Genomic DNA, 20200 nt, shown 5'->3' with positions numbered 1-20200 from the left:
CGGGCGTCAAGACGGCAGGTTGCCTCAGCGGCAGGTTGTCACGGCGTACTGCGCCATGTTGCCGGTTGCGCAGTTGAAATGCAGGTCGGGGCAGAGGATAGAAAGACGGGATAACCCACCGCTCCAACTGCATCGCGCAACGCTCTGTGGGAGCCGGCTTGCCGGCGATGGGCCGCAAAGCGATCCTGCGTCAGCAGCCGCCTATCTGCGCCAACCAGTATTCCACATCCACTTCATCGATCTGCTCTTCGCAGAGGAACCGCTCGGCATACTGCCGATACACACCGCTGCTGAGGAACAGCCGCATCAGCTGCCCGTCGATGTGATTGTCTCGCGCCATCGACACCATGATCTTCACCGACTCTGACAAGGTCTTCGGCGCCTTGTACGGCCGGTCGGCAGCCGTCAGCGCCTCGAAGATGTCGGCGATCGCCATCACCCGCTCGGCGATGCTCAGCTCATCTTTGCCCAGGCGCCTCGGATACCCGCTGCCATCCATCTTCTCGTGGTGATTGCCGGCGATGTCCGGCACCCTGCGCAGATGACGCGGGAACGGCAAGCTGGAAAGCATGATGATGGTCTGCACAATATGTTCGTTGATCTTGAAGCGCTCCTCGTCGTTCAACGTGCCGCGTCGGATCGACAGGTTGTACAACTCGCCCTGATCGCTCACATTCGCCGGCAGCCTCATGTCGAAGCCCCAGGCATTGCGCGGGTCGCCCTTGACCACCGGCGGCTTGCGCGCCCCCCAGGGCAACCGATGCTCGGGGCGGTCGGCCAGGAGCCGCTCATCCACCGGCAACGGCAGCAGCGGTACACCCTTGAAACGCTCTTCCTCGTCACGGGAAATACCCAGGCGGTTGTCGAAATGCCGCCGCCAGCGGCGCTGGCCGATCTGCTGCAATTGTTCGATATCGCCCGCTTCCATGAACTCGCCACCCAAGTTGGCCTTGGCGACGAAGGCGAATTCCTCCTGCAACTCGGCCTGGCAACGTTCCAGCGACGCTTGCAGCGCCTGCTGCTCCGCCCCGCTCGCCAGCCCTTGCCAATAAGCCAGCTCGGCATCTCGCCAGAGCACCTCGAAACGCATGCGGATTTCGTGGATGCGGTTGTACAAAGACTCCAGCTTGGTCGCCTTGTCCACCACATACTCGGGGCTGGTGATCTTGCCGCAATCATGCAGCCAGGCGGCCACCCGAAACTCGTAGCGCTCGACCTCGGTCATGCCGAAGTCGGCGTAGGGGCCGCTGTCGGCCTGCACCACCTGGTCCAGCAGCATCTGCGCCAGTTGCGGTACCCGTTCGCAATGGCCGCCGGTATACGGGCTTTTGGCATCGATGGCATCAGCCAGCAGCTTGATCATGGCGTCCAGCAGCCGTTGTTGAGCTTCGGCCAGTTGCCGCGTCTCGATGGCCACCGCGGCAGTACCGGACAGCTCCTCGACGAACTGCCGGAACGGCTGGCCCACTTCATCCCCCGCCTGCCCCTCATCCAGTTGCAACACCAGGATGCCAAGCAGCACCTGGCCACGGTCCCGCAGCAGCACCGCTAGACTTCGCCCGCGCAGCTCCAGCGTACGCTTCACGACCTCCGCCAGCTTTTCATGCTCATGCGCGGCCACCGTCATTACGTCCGGGTAGCCCTCGCCCCGGCATGAAGCGGCCAGACGCAGCTGGGACTGGTCGTCATCGAACAGGTAGACCGCGCCCGCCTTGACGCCAGCGGCGTCAACCAGATGTTTGAGCACCCCCTCCAGCATGCGCTCCAGCTGGCTTTCCCGGCTTAACGTGAGCGTGATCGCCTGGAAGTTGCGGATGGTGCCGGACATGCGGCTCAGTACCTGGCTCAGTTCGCGCACCTCGGACACCCGTGACGTCACCCCCACCTCGCGGCTGAAATCGAACCCGGCAATGCCGCGCACCTGCTCGGCCAGCAGGCGCAGCGGGCGGACGATACGCTGGCCAAGCACGACGCCCAGCAGCAATAGCACGGCCATCAGCGCCGCCGCCCAGAGCATCTGCTCGAACAGGACCTTGCGCGCATCGGCCAGCAACTCATCGCCCGGCACGGCAATCAGCACCTGGAAGTTTTCGCCGACCAGCGAGGTGAGCGGCAGGCGCATGCCATACCAGGTCTTGCCCTGCACTTCATAGGGTTGCGGCCGGCCGCCCTGGAGCGGGTTGGCGTGGATGCGCTCGAGGCTGGGAATGCCCAGTTCATCGATACGCGACAGGCGCACCGCCTCCCCTTCCTGCAGAATGACGCGCTTCAGATCCGGGTACGCCACCACATTGCCCCGCTCATCGATGACGGCAGTCTCGGTGCCGGGGGTCATGCGCAAATCCTGGCTCTCGCTGACCAGATCATTGACCGACACATCCATGCCGATCACCGCCGCGCCGTCGACGCTACGCTGGGCCATGGTCATGCCGACTTCACGGGTGGTGAAGAATACGTAAGGGTTGGTGAGCACGGTGGTCGAGCGCCCAGAGGCCTCGACGAACCAGGGACGCGGGCGCGGGTCGTAGCGATAGTCCGGCTTGGACTGGGTTTGCAGGAGGTTCAATTGCTGATCGTAGAAGCGCCACTCACCCTGACCGCTACCGTCCCCCGCCTTGCTGACGCTCTGAACCAGAAAGCGGGTGCCTGCTGGCGCAGCGTAACGTTGCAATAATTGCGGGTCGCGCAACCGGCGGACCAGCAGGAATTCGCCATTGGGGTAACCGACATAAGCGGCGCTGAGCATCTTGTTGGCATTGAGGCTCTCGACCAGCTGCGGCAGGCGCTCAAGGCGCTCGGCCAAGCTACTGGCAGCCGGATTGAAGGCGAGCAGCCGGATACTGCTTTGCGCCGGGTCGAGCAGACGCCGGGCGCGCTCGTCGATGGTCTTGCCCAGTTGCTGGGCGGCATCGCCGGCGGCGGCCACCAGTGCCTGCTGGGTGCCGCGATAACCCTGCCAGGCCAGGCCCATACCGAGCAGCAGCATGCCCAGCAAGATGGCCAGGGTCACCAGCAGCTGTAGCGAGATGCTACGTCCTTGGTCGTTCATGGCTGTTGCGGCTGCTAGCGCGAACGTCTGGCAGCGTGAGCTGCAAGTGCGGCGTACATCACCCCGTAATCTGCCAGCCCGGCACCGTGACCCAACAACACATAGCCCATCCCAGGTGCTCCATGTGCAGCGACTTGAAGAGAAATGTCGGCCATGTCGATGATGCCGGCTTTACACCTACCGCGAGGAGCTTAGCTGTTAAAGGGCAATATCGTCGGCGAAGACGGACAGGCATTTAGCCATCATCCTGACAGGAAGGTTTTAAAGCACGACGGCGTGGGATGCAAGGTTTGCCCTGAAACCGGATCCTGAAACGACGAAGCCCCCGAAAACATCAATGTTTTCGGGGGCTTCGACTACTTCGCGTATGGCGGAGAGATAGGGATTCTCTGCCAAAGAGGTTTTCAGCCATTGAGCCCAGCAATGCTGGACTACAGAGATCAACAGTAGTAAAAATGAGTAGTAAAATTGCTCGGTATTGGGGAATGAAAGCTAGCTATCTCATTCAGAAAAAAGGCGAGTCCACATACTACGCCCGCATCGTCATCCCCGTGGACATCCGCCACGCCTACGACGGACAAAGCACCCTCACCAAAACCACTGGGACCAGTAACCTAGCCGAAGCCAAAGAACGGCGCTGGCCCATAATTTCAGCTTGGAAAGCCCAGTTCCAGGCCATACGTGCAGGTAAGCTTGAGGATGCAACACGCTGGCGTGAAGATGTAGCAGCGCTTAGCCGTAGCTCACAAGAGACTCTGAATCAGCGTCTACAAAGCATATTTTCTAGTGTCAGGAAGCAACGGGCCATCGCCCCCATCGACCTCTCATTCTTCACCGAATTGGAGCCCATATTGGTCGAGATGATGGAGCATGGGTTGCATCAGCAGGTGAGTGAATTCGGTGAGGTGATGCTGGAATACCTAGATTCGCTGGAGAAAGGTCTGCCTGACAGTATTTCAGCAGCAGGCCTTGCTCAGAAGGTATCCAATGCATTCCAAAAGCTGGGGAGTGAAGCTCTCATAGCCTCCTATAGCTTGTCTCCACAAGAGATCGAGGAAGCCAGATCCATCCGGGCCAACCCTGACCTTGTTCCTATGCGCTCCCCAATCACGGATACACGACTAGCCAAATTCAAAGAGTTCAGGTTGTCCAACGGATTACCCGCCAAAACGGTCGATCAGCAAGAATCCAAACTCAAAAAGCTTTCTCAGTTTTTGAAAACAGAGAGTCTTGAGCTTAATACCGACTCGATAGGATCATGGCTTGATTCACTTGGCCTGTCTTCCAAAACCAAGGCTCAATACCTTCTGGCCGGTAACACGTTCTGGAAATGGGCTATGAAGCATGACAGTGCATGGAGCAAAGACTTCAAGGAAAAAGCTAACCCGTTTGAAAATCACGACCTCCCCAAGCTTAGGGAAGGCTAAAGCCGAAACTGAACGACTAGCATTTACCCCCGAAGAAATCGAAAAGATTTACGAGCACGCCAAAACGAAGGGTAATGACCGACTGTGTGTGCTCATCCAGCTTGGGGCCTATACAGGCTGCCGTATCGAGGAGCTATGCAGACTTCGCACAGAGAGCGTCGTGGCAATCGAAGGCATCGAGAGTTTCAAAATCGAAGACTCCAAGACCCGTGCAGGTATTCGATCAGTCCCCATACATAGCCATATCAAGCCGCTGATTAATCGTTTAGTGACTAACACAAAAGACGGCTACCTGATATCTACCGCTTCCAATAACAAATACGGCAATAGATCTGACGGGCTAAGCAAAGCCTTTGGACGCTTGAAAAAAGAGCTTTCATTCGGCAAGGCGTACGTATTCCACTCTATACGGAAAACCGTTATTACCCAGCTACAACGCCAGGACGTTCCCGGCATCCTCATCGCTGAATTGGTAGGCCACGAAACAGGAACAGTAACGTTTGATGTCTACAGTGCTGGCCATAGCGAAGGGCAGAAGTCCGCCGCGATAGAAAAGCTCGCCTTTAAACTAACTTGATAAACTCAATGCTAAAATTATGCGCACCACTCAACCAGAAAATATTTTATAAAAGTCGCTGTAAGATGTGACTTTTTGGTGTTGAGATGCGTCTAAACAGTGAAAGCAATTAAACTATGAAGACCACGTTTAAATTGTTGCCGCAAATGCGACAATATATATTCCATACGCGACAAGTTCGCTTGCCCCCATTGCAAAATTAGGGGGTAGACCTGTATAATAGATGCATGGATTAAATTTATCTCGCAACGAGAAAAACCATTTAATCCTCTGCGTCACTTTCGTTTCACCATCAACATTCTTCGCCTTTCTTCAATGTGACAAATGTTGATATTTGTTGTCCGTTAGTTTTTCCTCTCCTTACTACCGCGACAGCAATTCCTTCTGATGTTATTACGCAGGCAGCATCAGACACCCAAGCCCCGTCAGCTTATCTATTCCTCGTGAGTTAGTGGGGCTTTCTCTCGAATCGAATTTATTATTTTTCGCGATCACCCCCTTCTGCCGAAAGGAATCTTTATGGCCGCTATATTTCGCCCATGTATTGTATGTGGCACACAAATGTTAACCAAGCGCTCCAATCGAGCAATCTGCTCCTCGACCTGCCACGGAAAGTGGCACAGAGCAAGAGTAAAACTTTTCCCAGCTCTCTCGCCTAGCGAGGTATTTAACCACTTGGCAGAGATGCAAGAGTTTCTGACAGCACAAGCTGTTATGAAAGAAACGGCTGTTTCAGCCCATTAACCCAACCGCAAGCATACATATCAAGAGGTAACATCTAATGAGAATACATCTCAATGAGCGATCTTCGTCTGAGCTTTTGAAGATCATGCAGTATTACGGCAACACAAGCACCAATCATCAACTCAACTTAATGATCAGCGGCCTATACAAAGCACTGTTTGAAAATAAAAACCCATCTATCGAGGTAAACACCAATGACGAACCCAGCAACAACAACCGATAACAGCCATAACAACGCAGTAGCCGCCGTAAAGAAACGCTTTATAGGCGTACCCTCCAACACCGCGAACGATAAGTTTATGGACTTGGTAACAGGCACCGTGCAAGGCGGCACAGGCGTCCTCAGAGCATTTTATAAACAAATGGGCGGGACAGATTCAAAAGCATCAGGCGCATATCTTCTCGCTTGCCTTGATTACTCCTACGGGGACGGCTTCGTACCCAACGGTCCCGCATTCTTGCCCGGTGGATTGGTCAACACTTGGAAGGCTCATAAGGTCAGCTATTCAGGTTCCAATGTCCCTGCCGAAGACGTAGGCCCTTTCCTTGATTATATGCAACGGATGTTCAAGGTTGAAGCCGAGCGAGACTACATGCTCTGGTGGGTAGCACACGCTATTCGTCGTCCAGAACAGAAGATAATTGCTACTCCCGTTCTACGTTCGCGTCAGGGGATTGGTAAAACCTTCATGGTGGGTACGTTGATGAGAGGAATTATGGGAGTGAGCGCGGATGTATGCTCTCTGTCAGATATCGTAGGGACGTTCCAAGATGCCCTGATAGGTAAAACCACGCTGCTCTGTGATGAGTGCTATGTAGATAAAAGACGGACTACCAACGTACTTAAAATTTATCAAAGCAACGAAACACTTATGATAAATCGTAAAGGACTACCAGTGGTTACTGTGGACAACAAATTAAATCTTATGATTGCCTCTAATGATTATGATCCTGTCTATTTTGAATCATCTGATCGACGTTTTTTCATCCCTGAATTCATTGAATATAAAGTTAATCAAGCTGAGTCGCAGAGCTTCATCGGTAAGTTTGCCCACTGGCTCGATTGCGGGGGCTTTCAGAAAGTACGTGACTATCTTGAGACTGTGGATCTGTATAAATACAGCCCCTACGCGCCAGCGATCATGACAGAAAGTAAACAGGCCCGCCTAGGCTGGTCTCTAGAGGATAAGATTGCAGAGCAGATCGAAAAAATGATTGAAAAGGCTCCCGTGGTCAACGTGTCTAGTATCAAGGCTTGTCTGTCAGTAGACAGTCAGCAACCAATATCGGACAGAAAGATTGCTGCTGTGCTGGAGCAACTTGGCTGTATATCAAAGCGAACGGATGAGGGGGTTCTACACATCACCCCTGCTGGCATTGCAAGGGGCTTCAATAAAGACTCCGCTCCGAAATATTTAAAAGACGAGCTAAAGAAGCTAAACCTCAACGCTTTCTGAATTCTCTCTGAATAGTCTGAAGCATACTCTGCGCAACTTATATTTAACATTCAGACCTGTAGATCTTACTAGTAACATGTCATAGCCAACCCTGAATAGTCTGAAGGGTCGTTCCGAGTATTATTATAAGTATTAAGGTTAGTCAAGAGAGCGAAGCGAAATTGACGATAGCGTAACGTAGTGTAGCGCGAAGATGCTTCTCCCGCCTTTAAAAAGGCATTAATAAAATTCTCAACGAATTTGCTCATATGAGCAAACAACGGGCACTCTTTGCCCATCCAAAACCAAAAGGTAATAAATCATGATTAATAAAACCAAACATGTGAACATTAACGAGTTCGTTTTCTCTCAAACAGAACTTGATAGTCGAATTGAGAAAGCTAAGAAACTGTTTCTCCGCAGTTTCAATTCAGTTGATCGACTTGATGGCCCCGCCGCTATTCTGATGCCGCAACTTGAAATGCTGTTTAAGGAAGGTCGCACACTTTCAGAGCATCACAAAACTGACGCGACGTTCACGCTTACTGTGTACCTTCAGAAAACCAACATTGCTGATTTGCTAAGCGATGTTGCCAAACAAACGGAAGAAAATTACCTTGAAGAACTGGAAGCCCTAAAAGAGAAAAACAAACTTCTACTCGCAGAGCAACTTTTCCATCAGAAGAAAGAAAAAGAAGCCAAGGCTCTGCAAGCAAAAGAAGATAAAGACCGGGCTAACGCCCTGGCTGAAGCAGAAGAATTCTTCGCCAATCTTTCATTTGAAAAGGATAAACAATAATGCCTATCAATTACAATAGCCTTAATAAGCAACTTGAGCGTGCCCTGGCTCGCAATGCAGCCAAGAAACAAACACCGGCAACACAAGCTGAGCCGGTTGAGGCGTCACTGTCAGAAGAAGAAATTCAGCATCATATTGATAAGATGCTCGAAGCATCGAAACCTGCTCCAACATCAAGGTTAGAAAGGTTGATGAATGAGAGTGCTGACCTAACGCACAAAATTTTGTTGGAGCGATACCAACAATAAAGAGCACTAATCAGGATAGATAACGGAGGTCTAATGGGCCTCCTACACCTCTACAACCCGCATGTTTATTGACCTTTGATGTTTACATGTCAAGCACGATTGCTTTCCGCCCACAACAACGAGAAAATTACAATTAACACGAAAATAAATTTAACAATTAGCGCGGTAATGACGCTGATGACAGTGTCCACACTCGCGCTCACCATTCACACCCACACCATAGCGAACGCCACATCGGAGCAGGTAGCTCAACTATCAAGCCGTGTGGATCAGCTACAGACTATCCAGCTATCTCAAGCCAGTTATGCCGAGCTACGGTTAAACAACCTCTCGGAGAGATTGGACACGAACGCGAACAGGCTTGAGGGTCGTGTGAGTGTGATGGAGGCACGCCAGCAGATGCATTGACGTTCTCCTAGCTTCGTCGTAGATCTCCCTCAGTACCAAGCTGAAATCAGCGCTATCGCAAAGTATCTGGTCATATCTGTCTTGGGACATATCTGACAACAAAACCATTAAGGTGGAAGCTCTGTTTTAGCTGTTCTCTAAGACGGTCAGCCTCTGCTCGCTCAGTTAACGGGCCGATGAATACGCGGCTAACGTTGTCGGTGCGTGTCAAATAGGCGACGTATCCCGATCTTTTGAGAGTGCTGACCAATGATTCAGCTGTAGATTGATCTGACAGCGATGCCACCTGAATCGACCAGCGTAAGGCACCGGATTTTGCATCTACATCGTCGAGCATGCCAGCCTGCGATTTAATGTCCTGAACCGCTGCCTGTTCGATACCGGCACTACGTTTGCCATCAATAACAGCGTAGTCACCCCAGAATGGTAAGAAACAGCCACCAGCAGTGGACATGAGAAACCTCACCTGAATCTTATCCCCCTTCTTCAGGTCGTAACCAGCGCCCTTGCTCAGGAAATCAACCTGCAAGTCCTGTATCCCTACACCATCGAGATTTAGCGACACGTCATCGGCATCAGCTAGAGCGACTACACCTCTCCAGGTCATCCAGTGATTCTTGTAGTCTCTGTCAAAAATATCCTTCTTTTTTTGATCACTGAATTTACTGCCACAGCCCACTGCTGAGTTGACCTCCTCATAGAGGGCACTGCTTTCAGGGTATTTTTCATCTAACAATTGCAGCTTAGATTTAGGTGGGGGGGCGGCAGCTATCTGCGACTCGGGCCCATTTGGCAAGTTATTGGACGCAAAATACAAGTAAACGAAAATGACCAGCCAGCATAGGCCCAAGGCCCTGACCTTACTACTGTATCCATGCCTCAAGAGAAACCAAAAAAAAATGAAGGGTGCAAAGATCACCGCCAGAAACAAGGGGAAGCTGACCACTCGCGATGGCGTCGATGGAATCTGAAAGCTCGCGTCGATCCTGTCAGGAGTTTTTTTCTTCGCAGGCGCTCCACAGCTTGGACACGATGCAGCAGTGTCACTAATCCGCTTTCCGCATTCGTAGCAATCAATCAGCGCCATCACCACACCTTCCATCCTTGAACGATGAGGACACATTGCCACTACGCCGGGGTTCCTTCAAGCAGGACCGTCCTCGGTATCAAGAATCGACCGTTAAACGATACCAATCTGACAGACGGTATAGAGGATCATAAAAATAGCTTTACGTAGTTTTCGATACCAATCTATAATGATCCTACGTTAAATGATACTTGAAGGGATCAATCAAATGTCTCGCACTTTCCTCTACGCCCGTGTCAGTACCTCCAACCAGTTCACTGAAAACCAACTGCAAGAAGTTAAGACAGCAGGCTTTGACGTGCAGGTCAGCCGTGTAGTGGAAGAGACAGTATCGGGCAGTGTTGCTGCTAAGGAACGTAAGGGTTTTCAAAAGCTGCTGGAGCGGATGGAATCGGGAGACGTGTTGATCGTTACTAAGCTTGACCGACTGGGCCGTAACGCAATGGATGTCCGTCAAACTGTTGAGCATCTCGCAGATCACGGAATTCGTGTTCACTGCCTGGCCCTCGGCGGCGTAGACCTCACATCCGCAGCAGGCAAGATGACTATGCAGGTATTGAGCGCTGTAGCAGAGTTTGAGCGTGACCTGCTGATAGAACGCACACAGCAAGGTCTTATCCGTGCAAAGGCTGAGGGCAAGAAACTGGGACGCCCAGAAGCTACAGAAACGATTGCAAAGGTTCAGGCGTGCAAGACAGACAATTTGAGTCAGAGCGAGACAGCCAATAAATTGGGCCTTGGGATAGCGACAGTCAAACGTCATTGGAACAAATGAAGGAGAACGGCAGGGCTACAGGCGTAGCCCTCGATATTTCTATAAAGCACAGATGGTAGGATTTCTCATTTACCGATCCCGCTTGACAATGCTGCCCTCTCGCCAGAGCTACTTCGTCTGTTTGCTTCCATGGTTAACCATGAAGGCTGCGAAATCTTCGAGCGGAATCCCATACCACCCCTTGCCTCCGCTTGGGGACCACAGCACTCCGCTTGGCTTCACGCGAATATGGCCGACCGTGTAGCCATTTTCATCAACGATGGTATGGTCCACATATTTCTTAGGGCTGAACGAATTAACCGCCATTTTTCCTCCGTGATCGCTCAGAGTGGGCAATGCGCCAGCACTCTCGAATCAGAGGATAACCGATTGGGAAATGAGTAGTAAAAGCAAGTAGTAAAACAGAAAAGAAAAAGCCCCTGTAACTCATTGAATTACAAGGGCTTTCTATATATGGCGGAGAGATAGGGATTTGAACCCTAGGTACTGTTGCCAGTACAACGGATTTCGAATCCGTCCCGTTCGACCACTCCGGCATCTCTCCAATGCCGCGCATCATACCAGCGAATTCTGAAAACGCAAACCTTTATTTTCAAAAAAATCGCGTGGTATCAGGCGCTTGCGTGAACGCGCCGCTTACAGCGGCACGCCAAGGCGCTTGGCAACTTCTTCGTAGGCTTCGATCACGTCGCCCAGACCCTGGCGGAAGCGGTCCTTGTCCATCTTCTTGCGGGTTTCCTTGTCCCACAGGCGGCAGCCGTCCGGGCTGAACTCGTCACCCAAGACGATTTGGCCGTGGAACACGCCGAACTCCAGCTTGAAGTCGACCAGCAGCAGGCCGGCGTCGTCGAACAGCTTGCTCAGCACTTCGTTGACCTTCAGCGACAGCTTCTTCATTTCAACCAGCTGCTCGGCGGTACCCCAACCGAACGCGACAACGTGGGATTCGTTGATGAAGGGGTCGCCCTTCTCGTCGTTCTTCAGGAACAGCTCGAAGGTGGAAGGCTCCAGCTTGATGCCCTCCTCCACGCCCAGGCGCTTGACCAGGCTGCCGGCGGCATAGTTACGCACCACGCACTCGACCGGGATCATGTCCAGCTTCTTCACCAGGCACTCGTTGTCGCCCAGCAGCTTGTCGAATTGGGTCGGCACGCCGGCTTCTTCGAGCTTCTGCATGATGAAGGCGTTGAACTTGTTGTTCACCATGCCTTTGCGGTCGAGTTGTTCGATGCGCTTGCCGTCGAACGCCGAGGTGTCGTTACGGAACAGCAGGATCAAGCGGTCGGCGTCGTCGGTCTTGTAAACCGATTTGGCTTTGCCGCGGTAGAGTTCGTCGCGTTTTTCCATGGTGGAGGGCTCCGCTTGCTTGAGTGTTGGGCTAGGCGATTTCGCGCCAGTCGAGCCCATGTTCCTGATTTGCCACCTGGAGCCAGTCCGGGTCGCACCCGAGGGTGTCGACAAAGCACTGGCGGGCCAGTTGTGGCAGGTTGTTCTTGCTGCTGAGGTGGGCCAGTACCAGGTGTTGCAGGTTGCTCCAGCCCAACTCTTGCACCAGGCTGGCAGCCTGGTGATTGTTCAAATGGCCTTGCATGCCGCCCACGCGCTGCTTGAGGAAGTACGGGTAGTGCCCGCGTGCCAGCAGGTCGCGGCAGTGGTTGGCTTCGATCAGCAGGGCGTCCAGGCCTTGGTAGCGCTCCAGCAACCGGGCGTCGTAGGAGCCGAGGTCGGTGAGCATGCCAAAGCGCCGGTGGCCGTCGCTGAGCACATACTGCAGCGGCTCGTAGGCGTCGTGCTCGACCCGCGCCGCACTTACGTCCAGGCAGCCGATGCGCAGGGTGTCGCCGCAGGCGAGAAAACCGGCCACCTCCACCGGCTTGCGCAAGCCGCGCAAGGTCCCTTGGCTGAGGTAGACCGGTACATTGTAGCGCCGTGAGAGCAACCCCACCCCATGCACATGGTCGGCATGTTCGTGGGTGACCAGCACCGCGCTCAATTGCGCCGCCGACACCCCGAGCAGCGCCAGGCGCCGCTCGGTTTCGCGCAGGGAAAACCCGCAATCGACCAGGATGAAGGTGTCACCACTGGCGATCAGCGTGCCATTTCCCTGGCTTCCGCTTCCGAGTACCGCGAAGCGCACTTAACCCAGGTGGTCCTGAATGGCGCTCAGCACGCGACGGGCGACATCGGCCGGGGCCACGGTGTTGATGTTCTTCTCGACGGTAACCTGCACGCTCTCGCCCACCTTGCTCAGGCGGACCTGGTAGCGCTCGGCGCGGGCTTCACGCTCTTCCTTGGACGGTTCGCTGCCGAACATGCGGCTGAAGAAGCCCGGCTGGTTCTGCTTGTCGTCTGGTTTTTCCGACAGGTTGATGTAGTACAGGCCCAGGCTGCGGTTGATGTCCTCGACGCGCCATTCGCCACCCTGCTCCAGGGCGCGGCCTACGCTAGACCAGGCACGGTCCAGGTCGGCACCCAGGTACAGCACCGGGTTGCCGCTGCCGTCTTCGCTCAGGCTGACGCGGCTCGGCGCGTCGAAGTCGCGCGCGGCCAGCAGCGACACCGAACCGCCCTTCTCGGCGCTGCGGTTCATGCTGGCAAGCATTTCGTCGACCAGCAGCGCATCGGCGCCGGTATTGCTGGAAGTGGACGGGAACGCAGGCTCGGCCGTGCTGCCCGCCGGGCGCTCGACGCTGACGATGTACACCTCGGAGGTGTTGCGCTGCACACCGGGCTCCATGCGAACACGCACGCGCACTTCGCTGTCACCGCTGCTTGCGGTGCTGGCCAGGCGCTGGCCGAGCGAAGCCGACAGTTCGTCGAAACGCTGCCAGGTGGTATTGAATTCGCCGGTTTGCGGGCGCTCTTCAGCGATGCGGAAACCGTTGTCCTCGAAGAACTGGCGGGCCACCGGCCACACTTCGGCCGGCGAGCGCTGGGCCAGGACCCAACGGCTGCTGCCGCTGCGCTGCAGGGTGAAATCGCTGACTTCTGCACCGCCCACCAGTGGCTGCGGGCGTGGTACTTCGAATTCGCCGGTGGCGCGGTCATCGGCCACATTGCGCGGGATCGGCAGCAGCGGATCAAGGCGCTTGACGTTGCTGGCGTCCTGCGGCAGTTGCATCGGTGCGGTCGGGTGAGCCTGCAGGTAATCGCTGCCGCGGTCGCGGAAATAGCCATCCTCGCCCCACAGCCAGCCACACCCACTGGTGCTGGAGATAATCAGGGCGAGCGCGGAAAGACCAGCCAGTCGCTTCATGCGGTGTACTTCCTCTTAAACCAGTACGCCGGACTGGCGCAAGGCAGTACGGACTTTTTCGTGACAGCCTTCGCTCAGCCAGGTCAGCGGCAAGCGAATGCCCTTGTGCATCAGGCCCATTTCAACCAGCGCCCATTTCACCGGGATCGGGTTGGCTTCGCAGAACAGGTCTTTGTGCAGCGGCATGAGTTTTTCGTTGATCGCGCGGGCCTTCTCGGCATTGCCCTCAAGGGCGGCCTCGCACAGATCGGCCATTTCGCGCGGGGCGACATTGGCGGTAACGGAGATGTTGCCCTTGCCGCCCATCAGGATCAGCTCGACGGCGGTCGGGTCATCGCCGGACAGGACGATGAAGTCCTTGTCGACGCCATCGAGGATGGCCTTGGCGCGCACCAGGTCGCCGGTGGCTTCCTTGATACCGATGATGTTCGGCACGCTCGACAGGCGGATCACGGTCTCGGCTTGCATGTCGCAGGAGGTGCGGCCGGGTACGTTGTAGAGGATCTGCGGGATGTCGACGGCTTCGGCGATGTGCTTGAAGTGCTGGTACAGGCCTTCCTGGGTCGGCTTGTTGTAGTACGGTACCACCAGCAGGCAGGCGTCGGCGCCGGCGTTCTTGGCGTTCTGGGTCAGGTGCACGGCTTCGGCGGTGGAGTTGGCGCCGGTACCGGCGATCACCGGAATCGGCTTCTTGCTGTGCTTGACGCGCTCGACCACGTGCTTGATGACCAGGATGTGTTCTTCGACATCCAGCGTGGCGGACTCACCGGTGGTGCCGACAGCGACGATCGCGTGGGTGCCATTTTCCAGGTGGAAGTCTACAAGTTTGTCGAGGCTGCCCCAGTCAAGACGCCCTTGTGCATCCATGGGTGTGACCAATGCCACCATACTGCCCGCAATCATGTAACTGCTCCTGCCGGAAAAAGAGAGCGGTAATGGTACTGGGGGCATCGGCCTTGCACAAGCGAAGCAGGCGGGCGGAGCATTCCCCTCGGCGCCTTATTTCGCTACCCTTGACCCTTTGATCGGTGCAGCGCGGCCCGCCGGGCCGTCGACCTTGCTCCCCGGCCTGCGTCCACGTCCTCGCTTGCGAGCCCCGGGCCCTGCCGACAGGAGGCTTTTGCCCGTCCTGCACCGACCGCTCATCGCTTTAGGAATGCTGCATGTCCACCCCCACCGTCCGCGAACAATTCCTCGTCATCAGCGCCTTGGGCCCCAACCCGATGGAGCTGGCCAACGTCCTCAGCCGCGCCGCCTTCGAAAACCGCTGCGCGGTAGTCACCTCGCGCCTGAGCCGGCATGGCGAGACCAGCGCCCTGGTCTTGCAGGTGGGCGGTAGCTGGGACGCCCTGGCGCGCCTCGAATCCACCCTGCCGGGCCTGGGCAAGAAGCACGGCCTGACCCTCGACGTGGTGCGCAGCGCCGACCAGGAGGTGCGCCCGCAGGCCCTGCCTTATGTGGCCTACGTCAGCGCCGCCTATCGCCCGGACATCATCAACGAACTGTGCCAGTTCTTCCTCGACCACCGCGTCGAGCTCGAAGCCATGACCTGCGACACCTACCTGGCGCCGCAGACCGGCAGCAGCATGCTCAATGCCCAGTTCACCGTGATCCTGCCGGCCGGCACCCAGATCAGCTGGCTGCGCGACCAGTTCCTCGACTTTGCCGACGCCCTTAACCTGGATGCGCTGATCGAACCTTGGCGCCCACAGAACCCCGTGTAAGGAAACCCGTCATGGCTGTAGCACTCGACCAACCTGTCACCGACTTCCAGGCCCAGGCCACCAGCGGCCAGGCCGTCAGCCTGGCTCAGCTCAAGGGCCAGCAAGTGGTGCTGTACTTCTACCCCAAGGACAGCACCCCGGGCTGCACCACCGAAGGCCAGGGCTTCCGTGACCAGCACGCGGCCTTCGCCGCGGCCAACACCGTGGTGTTCGGCGTGTCGCGCGATGGCATCAAGTCGCACGAGAACTTCAAGACCAAGCAGGGCTTCCCGTTCGAGCTGATCAGCGACAAGGACGAAGCCCTGTGCCAGCTGTTCGACGTGATCAAGCTGAAGAAGCTTTATGGCAAGGAATACATGGGGGTTGACCGCAGCACTTTCCTGATCGACAAGAACGGCGTGCTGCGCCAGGAATGGCGTGGGGTGAAGGTGCCCGGGCATGTGGATGCAGTGCTGGCGGCGGCTCAGGCGCTGGACAAGGCTTGAGATCGAGCGGGGCCGCTTCGCGCCCCATCGCCGGCAAGCCGGCTCCCACAGAAAAAGTACATGCACTATCTGTGGGAGCCGGCTTGCCGGCGATGGGGCGCGAAGCGGCCCCGATTGCATTCAGAGTATCGGTGAAACGCTGACCTCCTGCCGCGGCCAGGCATCCAGCACCGCCTTGATCAGCGTCGCCAGTGGGATCGCAAAGAAGATCCCCCAGAACCCCCACAGCCCGCCAAACAGCAACACCGCGCAGATGATCGCCACCGGGTGCAGGCTTACTGCTTCGGAGAACAACAGCGGCACCAGCACGTTGCCATCCAGGGCCTGGATGATCGCGTACACCGTCATCAGGTAGATGAACTGGTCACCCCACCCCCACTGGAACAGCGCAATCAGTGTCACTGGTACGGTCACAACCACCGCCCCCACATACGGCACCACCACCGACAACCCAACCAGCAGCGCCAGCAAGGCGGCGTAGTTGAGCCCCAGGCTGATGAAAGCGATGTAGGTGGCTATCCCGCAGATCAGGATCTCGATGCCCTTGCCGCGAATGTAGTTGGCGATCTGCCGGTTCATCTCGCTGCCCACACGGTTGAGCAGGGTCCGCTGGCGCGGCAGATAACCACTGACCCAGCGCCCGATCAGCTCGCGATCCTTGAGAAAGAAGAACACCAGAATCGGCACCAGCACCAGATAGATCATGGCGTTGACCAGCAGTGGCAGGCTCGACAGCGAGAAGGTCAGCGCCCACTGGCCGAACTTGCCGATCTCGCCGCGCACTGACTCGATGGCGCGCAGCACCTGCTCGTCCGACACAAGGTGCGGGTAACGCTCCGGCAACAGCAACAACAGCGACTGCCACTTGCCGAGCATGCCCGGCAACTCGTTGAACAAGGTGATGAGCTGGTGCCAGAGCAGCGGCACCAGCACCAGCAGGAACACCGCCAGCGCGCCCATGAACAGGGCGAACACCAGCATCACCGCAAGCCGGGTCGGCACCCGGATGCGCTCCAGGGCATTGACCAACCCCTGCATCAGGAACGCCAGCACCATCCCCGCCAACACCGGCGCGAGCATGCCGCCGAGGGTCAGAACCGCAGTGAAGGCCAGGAACAGCAGCACCGCCAGCACCACCGCCTCTTCATCGGAGAAGTAGCGATGCAGCCAGTCGCGAAGCACTTTGAACATTGACGATCCTTGATTGAGACTCAGGCCTTGCGCAGCCAGTAGGTGTAGGTGCCGGCCTCGGCCGTTTCACGCAGCAGCGTATGACCGGCCAACTGGGCAAAAGTGCGGAAGTCGCGCTGGGAACCGGCGTCGGTGGCGATCACCTTGAGCACCGCGCCGCTGGCCAGGCGATTGAGTTCCATCTTCGCCTTGAGCAGGGGCAAGGGGCAGTTCAGCCCGCTGGCGTCCAGTTCGGCGTCGCAGGTCAGGGTGTCACTCATCGGGGCATTCTCCACAAGCGGGGCAGACAGGCTGGCTAGGATACCGCCACTGGTCGCCAACGTGTGAGCCGGCTACAGTAGGTGCTTTATCCGACGCGAGCTTCGTGCATGAACCTACTGCGCCCTACCCTGCTGACGCTGGCCTGCCTGATGGCCCTCCCCGGCCATGCTGACGACCTGCCATCACTGGGCGACGCCAGTTCCGCGATCGTCTCGCCACAGCAGGAACACCAGCTCGGCCGCGCCTGGCTGAGCCTGCTGCGCGGCCAGGTCAACCAGCTGAACGACCCGCAGCTCAAGGATTACGTCGAGACCACGGTGTACCGGTTGGCCGAAACCAGCCAGCTGCAGGACCGGCGCCTGGAATTCATCCTCATCGACAGCAAGGAACTCAACGCCTTTGCCGCCCCCGGTGGCATCGTCGGGGTCAACGGAGGCCTGTTCCTCAATGCCCAGACCGAAGGTGAATACGCCTCGGTACTGGCCCACGAACTGGCGCACTTGTCACAGCGCCACTTCGCCCGCGGCGTCGAGGCCCAGCAACGTATGCAACTGCCGATGATGGCCGCGTTGCTGGCGGGTATCGTGCTGGCAGCCGGGGGTGCTGGCGATGCGGGTATTGGCATGATTGCCGGCACCCAGGCGGCGGCGATCCAGGAGCAGCGGCGTTTCTCGCGGCAGAACGAGCAAGAGGCCGACCGTGTCGGCATCCAGAACCTGGAAAAGGCCGGTTACGACCCTCGCAACATGCCAACCATGTTCGAGCGCCTGGCGCGTCAGTACCGCTACGACGCCAAGCCACCGGAATTTCTGCTGACCCACCCGGTGACCGAATCGCGTATCGCCGACACCCGCAACCGCGCCGAGCAGGCGCCCAAGGGCGGCGTCGAAGACAGCCAGCGCTATCAGCTGATTCGTGCCCGCGTGGCACTTACTTACGAAGGCACCCCAGGCCTCGCCGCCAAGCGTTTCCGTGCCCAGCTCGACGAAGACCCCAAGCTGGACGCCGCCCGCTACGGCCTGGCCCTGGCCCAAATCAAGGGGGGGCAACTCAACGAAGCGCGTGAGAATCTCAAGCCGCTGCTGGCCAAGGCGCCTAACGACATCACTTACAACCTGGCGCAGATCGACCTGGATATCACCAATAACCGCCTGGCCGATGCCCAGCAAAGGGCCGAGCGCATGCAAGGCTTGTATCCAGGCAACTACCCGCTGAAACAGGTGCGCGCCGACTTGCTGGTCAAGCAGAACAAACCGGCAGAGGCGGAGAAGGTATTGAACGACCTGCTCAAGAGCCGCCCGGACGATCCGGACGTGTGGTACGACATGGCGGAAGTACGTGGGTTGTCGGGCAACACCATTGGCCTGCACCGGGCGCGAGCCGAGTACTTCACCTTGGTGGGGGACTTTGACCAGGCGATCCAGCAGCTGGATTACGCCAAGCGCCGTGCGGGTGGCAACTTCCCGCTGGCTTCGCAGATCGACCAGCGCCAGCGGGAGATCATGGAGCAGCGGCGCATGGTTCAGGAGATGATGGGGCGCTAGAGGGGCTGATTTGCAGCCCAATCACCGGCAAGCCGGCTCCCACAGGTACTGCATCGACCTCAGACCTGTGGGAGCCGGCTTGCCGGCGATTGGGCCTCAGGCGTTACCGGAAAGCTTCAGCCGTGCCGCCTGGGTAAAGTCCAGCATCCGGTTCAGAGGCTTGATCGCCTTGGGCACCAGCGCCGGATCAACGAAAATCTCGTTGCTCCCGTTACGCAAGCAATCCAGCACCCGCTCCAGGGTGTTCATCGCCATCCACGGGCAATGCGCGCAGCTGCGGCAGGCCGCGCCGTTACCGGCGGTGGGCGCTTCGACGAACTCCTTGTCCGGGCACAGCTGCTGCATCTTGTAGAAGATGCCGCGATCGGTGGCGACGATGAAGGTCTTGTTCGGCAGCGTCTGCGCAGCCTTGATCAGCTGGCTGGTGGAACCCACCGCGTCGGCCAGCTCGATCACTGCCTCCGGCGATTCGGGGTGCACCAGGATCGCCGCATCCGGGTAAAGCGCCTTCATGTCGGCCAGCTGGCGCGACTTGAATTCTTCGTGAACGATGCAGGCACCGTCCCACAGCAGCATGTCGGCACCGGTCTGCTTCTGGATGTAACGGCCCAGGTGCTGGTCCGGGCCCCAGATGATGGTTTCGCCGTTGTCCATCAGGCTTTCGACGATCTCCAGCGCGCAGCTCGAGGTCACCACCCAGTCGGCCCGTGCTTTCACCGCTGCCGAGGTGTTGGCGTAGACCACCACGGTACGTTCCGGGTGCTGGTCGCAGAAGGCCGAGAACTCTTCGACCGGGCAACCCAGGTCGAGCGAACAGGTGGCCTCCAGGGTCGGCATCAGCACGCGTTTTTCCGGGGTGAGGATCTTGGCCGTCTCGCCCATGAAGCGCACGCCGGCGACGATCACCGTTTCGGCCGGGTGGTTCTTGCCGAAGCGGGCCATTTCCAGCGAGTCGGAGACACAACCGCCGGTTTCTTCGGCCAGCGCCTGGATCACCGGGTCGCAGTAGTAGTGAGCGACCAGTACGGCATTCTGCGCCTTCAGCTCGGCAGCGATGGCCGCACGGTATTCGGCCTCCTGCTCGGCGGTCAGCGGGTTGGGCTGCTTGGCATCAAGGTGGGCCTGAACCAACAGGCGTTCGGAAATCTGGGTCATGATCGCTGGACCTGCAGGCGCGCGTGCGCGTCAA

The 20200-nt window shown here is 57.2% G+C and carries 19 protein-coding genes and 1 tRNA gene; 9 read left to right on the top strand and 11 right to left on the bottom strand.

Annotated features, from left to right (window positions below; translation table 11 throughout):
- Positions 1 to 190: 190 nt before the first annotated feature.
- On the bottom strand, positions 191 to 3049 hold the full coding sequence (locus KU43P_RS06685; protein ID WP_317661701.1) for an HD domain-containing phosphohydrolase: 2859 nt from the start codon (positions 3047 to 3049) through the stop codon (positions 191 to 193).
- Positions 3050 to 3504: 455 nt separating this feature from the next.
- Between KU43P_RS06685 and KU43P_RS06680 the strand changes: the two genes are divergently transcribed.
- The 5 genes from KU43P_RS06680 (at position 3505) to KU43P_RS06660 (ending at position 8280) form a co-directional block, all read left to right on the top strand.
- The gene (locus KU43P_RS06680; protein ID WP_317661699.1) at positions 3505 to 4476 is read left to right on the top strand and encodes a DUF6538 domain-containing protein; all 972 of its coding nucleotides are present in this window, start codon (positions 3505 to 3507) and stop codon (positions 4474 to 4476) included.
- Positions 4439 to 5053 (top strand): tyrosine-type recombinase/integrase, encoded by a 615-nt coding sequence (locus tag KU43P_RS06675; RefSeq protein WP_317661697.1) that lies wholly within the window; start codon positions 4439 to 4441, stop codon positions 5051 to 5053. The genes KU43P_RS06680 and KU43P_RS06675 overlap by 38 nt, the downstream gene beginning before the upstream one ends.
- A gap of 938 nt (positions 5054 to 5991) precedes the next feature.
- Positions 5992 to 7254 carry a primase-helicase family protein gene (locus tag KU43P_RS06670; protein ID WP_317661696.1) on the top strand — a complete coding sequence of 421 codons (1263 nt, stop codon included), beginning with the start codon at positions 5992 to 5994 and terminating at the stop codon, positions 7252 to 7254.
- Positions 7255 to 7555: 301 nt separating this feature from the next.
- Positions 7556 to 8032, top strand: coding sequence for a hypothetical protein (locus KU43P_RS06665; RefSeq protein ID WP_317661695.1), 477 nt, complete (start codon positions 7556 to 7558; stop codon positions 8030 to 8032).
- The gene (locus tag KU43P_RS06660) at positions 8032 to 8280 is read left to right on the top strand and encodes a hypothetical protein (RefSeq protein ID WP_317661694.1); all 249 of its coding nucleotides are present in this window, start codon (positions 8032 to 8034) and stop codon (positions 8278 to 8280) included. Before KU43P_RS06665 ends, KU43P_RS06660 begins: the two co-directional genes overlap by 1 nt.
- A gap of 478 nt (positions 8281 to 8758) precedes the next feature.
- Here KU43P_RS06660 and KU43P_RS06655 read toward each other — a convergent pair whose 3' ends face one another.
- On the bottom strand, positions 8759 to 9775 hold the full coding sequence (locus KU43P_RS06655; protein WP_317661693.1) for an SPOR domain-containing protein: 1017 nt from the start codon (positions 9773 to 9775) through the stop codon (positions 8759 to 8761).
- Between the two features lie 208 nt (positions 9776 to 9983).
- On the opposite strand from KU43P_RS06655, the gene KU43P_RS06650 reads away from it, so the two are divergent.
- Entirely contained in the window at positions 9984 to 10550 is a 567-nt protein-coding gene (locus KU43P_RS06650) for a recombinase family protein (RefSeq protein ID WP_317661692.1), read from the top strand.
- A 108-nt stretch (positions 10551 to 10658) separates the two neighbouring features.
- Here KU43P_RS06650 and KU43P_RS06645 read toward each other — a convergent pair whose 3' ends face one another.
- The 6 genes from KU43P_RS06645 to dapA all read right to left on the bottom strand — a co-directional run bounded on the left by KU43P_RS06645 (position 10659) and on the right by dapA (position 14709).
- Positions 10659 to 10856 (bottom strand): hypothetical protein, encoded by a 198-nt coding sequence (locus KU43P_RS06645; RefSeq protein WP_024717632.1) that lies wholly within the window; start codon positions 10854 to 10856, stop codon positions 10659 to 10661.
- 148 nt (positions 10857 to 11004) lie between these two features.
- Positions 11005 to 11094: transfer RNA gene (locus KU43P_RS06640), tRNA-Ser, on the bottom strand.
- A 92-nt stretch (positions 11095 to 11186) separates the two neighbouring features.
- Complete coding sequence (gene purC, locus KU43P_RS06635) at positions 11187 to 11897, bottom strand: phosphoribosylaminoimidazolesuccinocarboxamide synthase (RefSeq protein ID WP_011535129.1); 711 nt, start codon at positions 11895 to 11897, stop codon at positions 11187 to 11189.
- A gap of 31 nt (positions 11898 to 11928) precedes the next feature.
- Positions 11929 to 12687, bottom strand: coding sequence for an MBL fold metallo-hydrolase (locus tag KU43P_RS06630; protein ID WP_317661685.1), 759 nt, complete (start codon positions 12685 to 12687; stop codon positions 11929 to 11931).
- Positions 12688 to 13806: an outer membrane protein assembly factor BamC gene (bamC, locus tag KU43P_RS06625; RefSeq protein ID WP_317661684.1), complete on the bottom strand. Its 1119-nt coding sequence runs from the start codon at positions 13804 to 13806 to the stop codon at positions 12688 to 12690.
- A 15-nt stretch (positions 13807 to 13821) separates the two neighbouring features.
- Positions 13822 to 14709, bottom strand: a complete 888-nt coding sequence (gene dapA, locus KU43P_RS06620) for a 4-hydroxy-tetrahydrodipicolinate synthase (protein ID WP_317661682.1) — start codon at positions 14707 to 14709, stop codon at positions 13822 to 13824.
- 260 nt (positions 14710 to 14969) lie between these two features.
- Here dapA and KU43P_RS06615 point away from each other — a divergent pair, with 260 nt between their 5' ends.
- Positions 14970 to 15530, top strand: coding sequence for a glycine cleavage system protein R (locus KU43P_RS06615; protein WP_008097509.1), 561 nt, complete (start codon positions 14970 to 14972; stop codon positions 15528 to 15530).
- Positions 15531 to 15541: 11 nt separating this feature from the next.
- Positions 15542 to 16015 carry a peroxiredoxin gene (locus tag KU43P_RS06610; RefSeq protein ID WP_317661680.1) on the top strand — a complete coding sequence of 158 codons (474 nt, stop codon included), beginning with the start codon at positions 15542 to 15544 and terminating at the stop codon, positions 16013 to 16015.
- Positions 16016 to 16135: 120 nt separating this feature from the next.
- Here KU43P_RS06610 and KU43P_RS06605 read toward each other — a convergent pair whose 3' ends face one another.
- Complete coding sequence (locus tag KU43P_RS06605) at positions 16136 to 17206, bottom strand: AI-2E family transporter (RefSeq protein WP_317661678.1); 1071 nt, start codon at positions 17204 to 17206, stop codon at positions 16136 to 16138.
- Between the two features lie 20 nt (positions 17207 to 17226).
- A complete protein-coding gene (locus KU43P_RS06600; protein ID WP_008097503.1) occupies positions 17227 to 17466 on the bottom strand; it encodes a sulfurtransferase TusA family protein in 240 nt (79 codons plus the stop codon).
- 108 nt (positions 17467 to 17574) lie between these two features.
- On the opposite strand from KU43P_RS06600, the gene KU43P_RS06595 reads away from it, so the two are divergent.
- Positions 17575 to 19011 (top strand): M48 family metalloprotease, encoded by a 1437-nt coding sequence (locus tag KU43P_RS06595; RefSeq protein ID WP_317661676.1) that lies wholly within the window; start codon positions 17575 to 17577, stop codon positions 19009 to 19011.
- A 96-nt stretch (positions 19012 to 19107) separates the two neighbouring features.
- Here the strand turns inward: KU43P_RS06595 and nadA are convergent, their stop codons facing one another.
- Positions 19108 to 20166: a quinolinate synthase NadA gene (gene nadA, locus KU43P_RS06590; RefSeq protein WP_019472564.1), complete on the bottom strand. Its 1059-nt coding sequence runs from the start codon at positions 20164 to 20166 to the stop codon at positions 19108 to 19110.
- Positions 20167 to 20200 lie beyond the last annotated feature (34 nt).

The sequence above is a fragment of the Pseudomonas sp. KU43P genome, assembly GCF_033095865.1.
In the GTDB taxonomy this organism is placed as follows: Bacteria; Pseudomonadota; Gammaproteobacteria; order Pseudomonadales; family Pseudomonadaceae; genus Aquipseudomonas.
Note: the sequence above shows the minus strand (reverse complement) of the source record. Positions and strands in the feature narration are given on the sequence as shown.

What these genes read in the sequence shown, in the direction of transcription:
- KU43P_RS06685 (WP_317661701.1), bottom strand. Translation starts at nt 3,049, where the DNA reads ATGAACGACCAAGGACGTAGCATCTCGCTACAGCTGCTGGTGACCCTG.
- KU43P_RS06680 (WP_317661699.1), top strand. Translation starts at nt 3,505, where the DNA reads ATGAGTAGTAAAATTGCTCGGTATTGGGGAATGAAAGCTAGCTATCTC.
- KU43P_RS06670 (WP_317661696.1), top strand. Translation starts at nt 5,992, where the DNA reads ATGACGAACCCAGCAACAACAACCGATAACAGCCATAACAACGCAGTA.
- KU43P_RS06665 (WP_317661695.1), top strand. Translation starts at nt 7,556, where the DNA reads ATGATTAATAAAACCAAACATGTGAACATTAACGAGTTCGTTTTCTCT.
- KU43P_RS06660 (WP_317661694.1), top strand. Translation starts at nt 8,032, where the DNA reads ATGCCTATCAATTACAATAGCCTTAATAAGCAACTTGAGCGTGCCCTG.
- KU43P_RS06655 (WP_317661693.1), bottom strand. Translation starts at nt 9,775, where the DNA reads ATGGCGCTGATTGATTGCTACGAATGCGGAAAGCGGATTAGTGACACT.
- KU43P_RS06650 (WP_317661692.1), top strand. Translation starts at nt 9,984, where the DNA reads ATGTCTCGCACTTTCCTCTACGCCCGTGTCAGTACCTCCAACCAGTTC.
- KU43P_RS06645 (WP_024717632.1), bottom strand. Translation starts at nt 10,856, where the DNA reads ATGGCGGTTAATTCGTTCAGCCCTAAGAAATATGTGGACCATACCATC.
- purC (WP_011535129.1), bottom strand. Translation starts at nt 11,897, where the DNA reads ATGGAAAAACGCGACGAACTCTACCGCGGCAAAGCCAAATCGGTTTAC.
- bamC (WP_317661684.1), bottom strand. Translation starts at nt 13,806, where the DNA reads ATGAAGCGACTGGCTGGTCTTTCCGCGCTCGCCCTGATTATCTCCAGC.
- dapA (WP_317661682.1), bottom strand. Translation starts at nt 14,709, where the DNA reads ATGATTGCGGGCAGTATGGTGGCATTGGTCACACCCATGGATGCACAA.
- KU43P_RS06615 (WP_008097509.1), top strand. Translation starts at nt 14,970, where the DNA reads ATGTCCACCCCCACCGTCCGCGAACAATTCCTCGTCATCAGCGCCTTG.
- KU43P_RS06610 (WP_317661680.1), top strand. Translation starts at nt 15,542, where the DNA reads ATGGCTGTAGCACTCGACCAACCTGTCACCGACTTCCAGGCCCAGGCC.
- KU43P_RS06605 (WP_317661678.1), bottom strand. Translation starts at nt 17,206, where the DNA reads ATGTTCAAAGTGCTTCGCGACTGGCTGCATCGCTACTTCTCCGATGAA.
- KU43P_RS06600 (WP_008097503.1), bottom strand. Translation starts at nt 17,466, where the DNA reads ATGAGTGACACCCTGACCTGCGACGCCGAACTGGACGCCAGCGGGCTG.
- KU43P_RS06595 (WP_317661676.1), top strand. Translation starts at nt 17,575, where the DNA reads ATGAACCTACTGCGCCCTACCCTGCTGACGCTGGCCTGCCTGATGGCC.
- nadA (WP_019472564.1), bottom strand. Translation starts at nt 20,166, where the DNA reads ATGACCCAGATTTCCGAACGCCTGTTGGTTCAGGCCCACCTTGATGCC.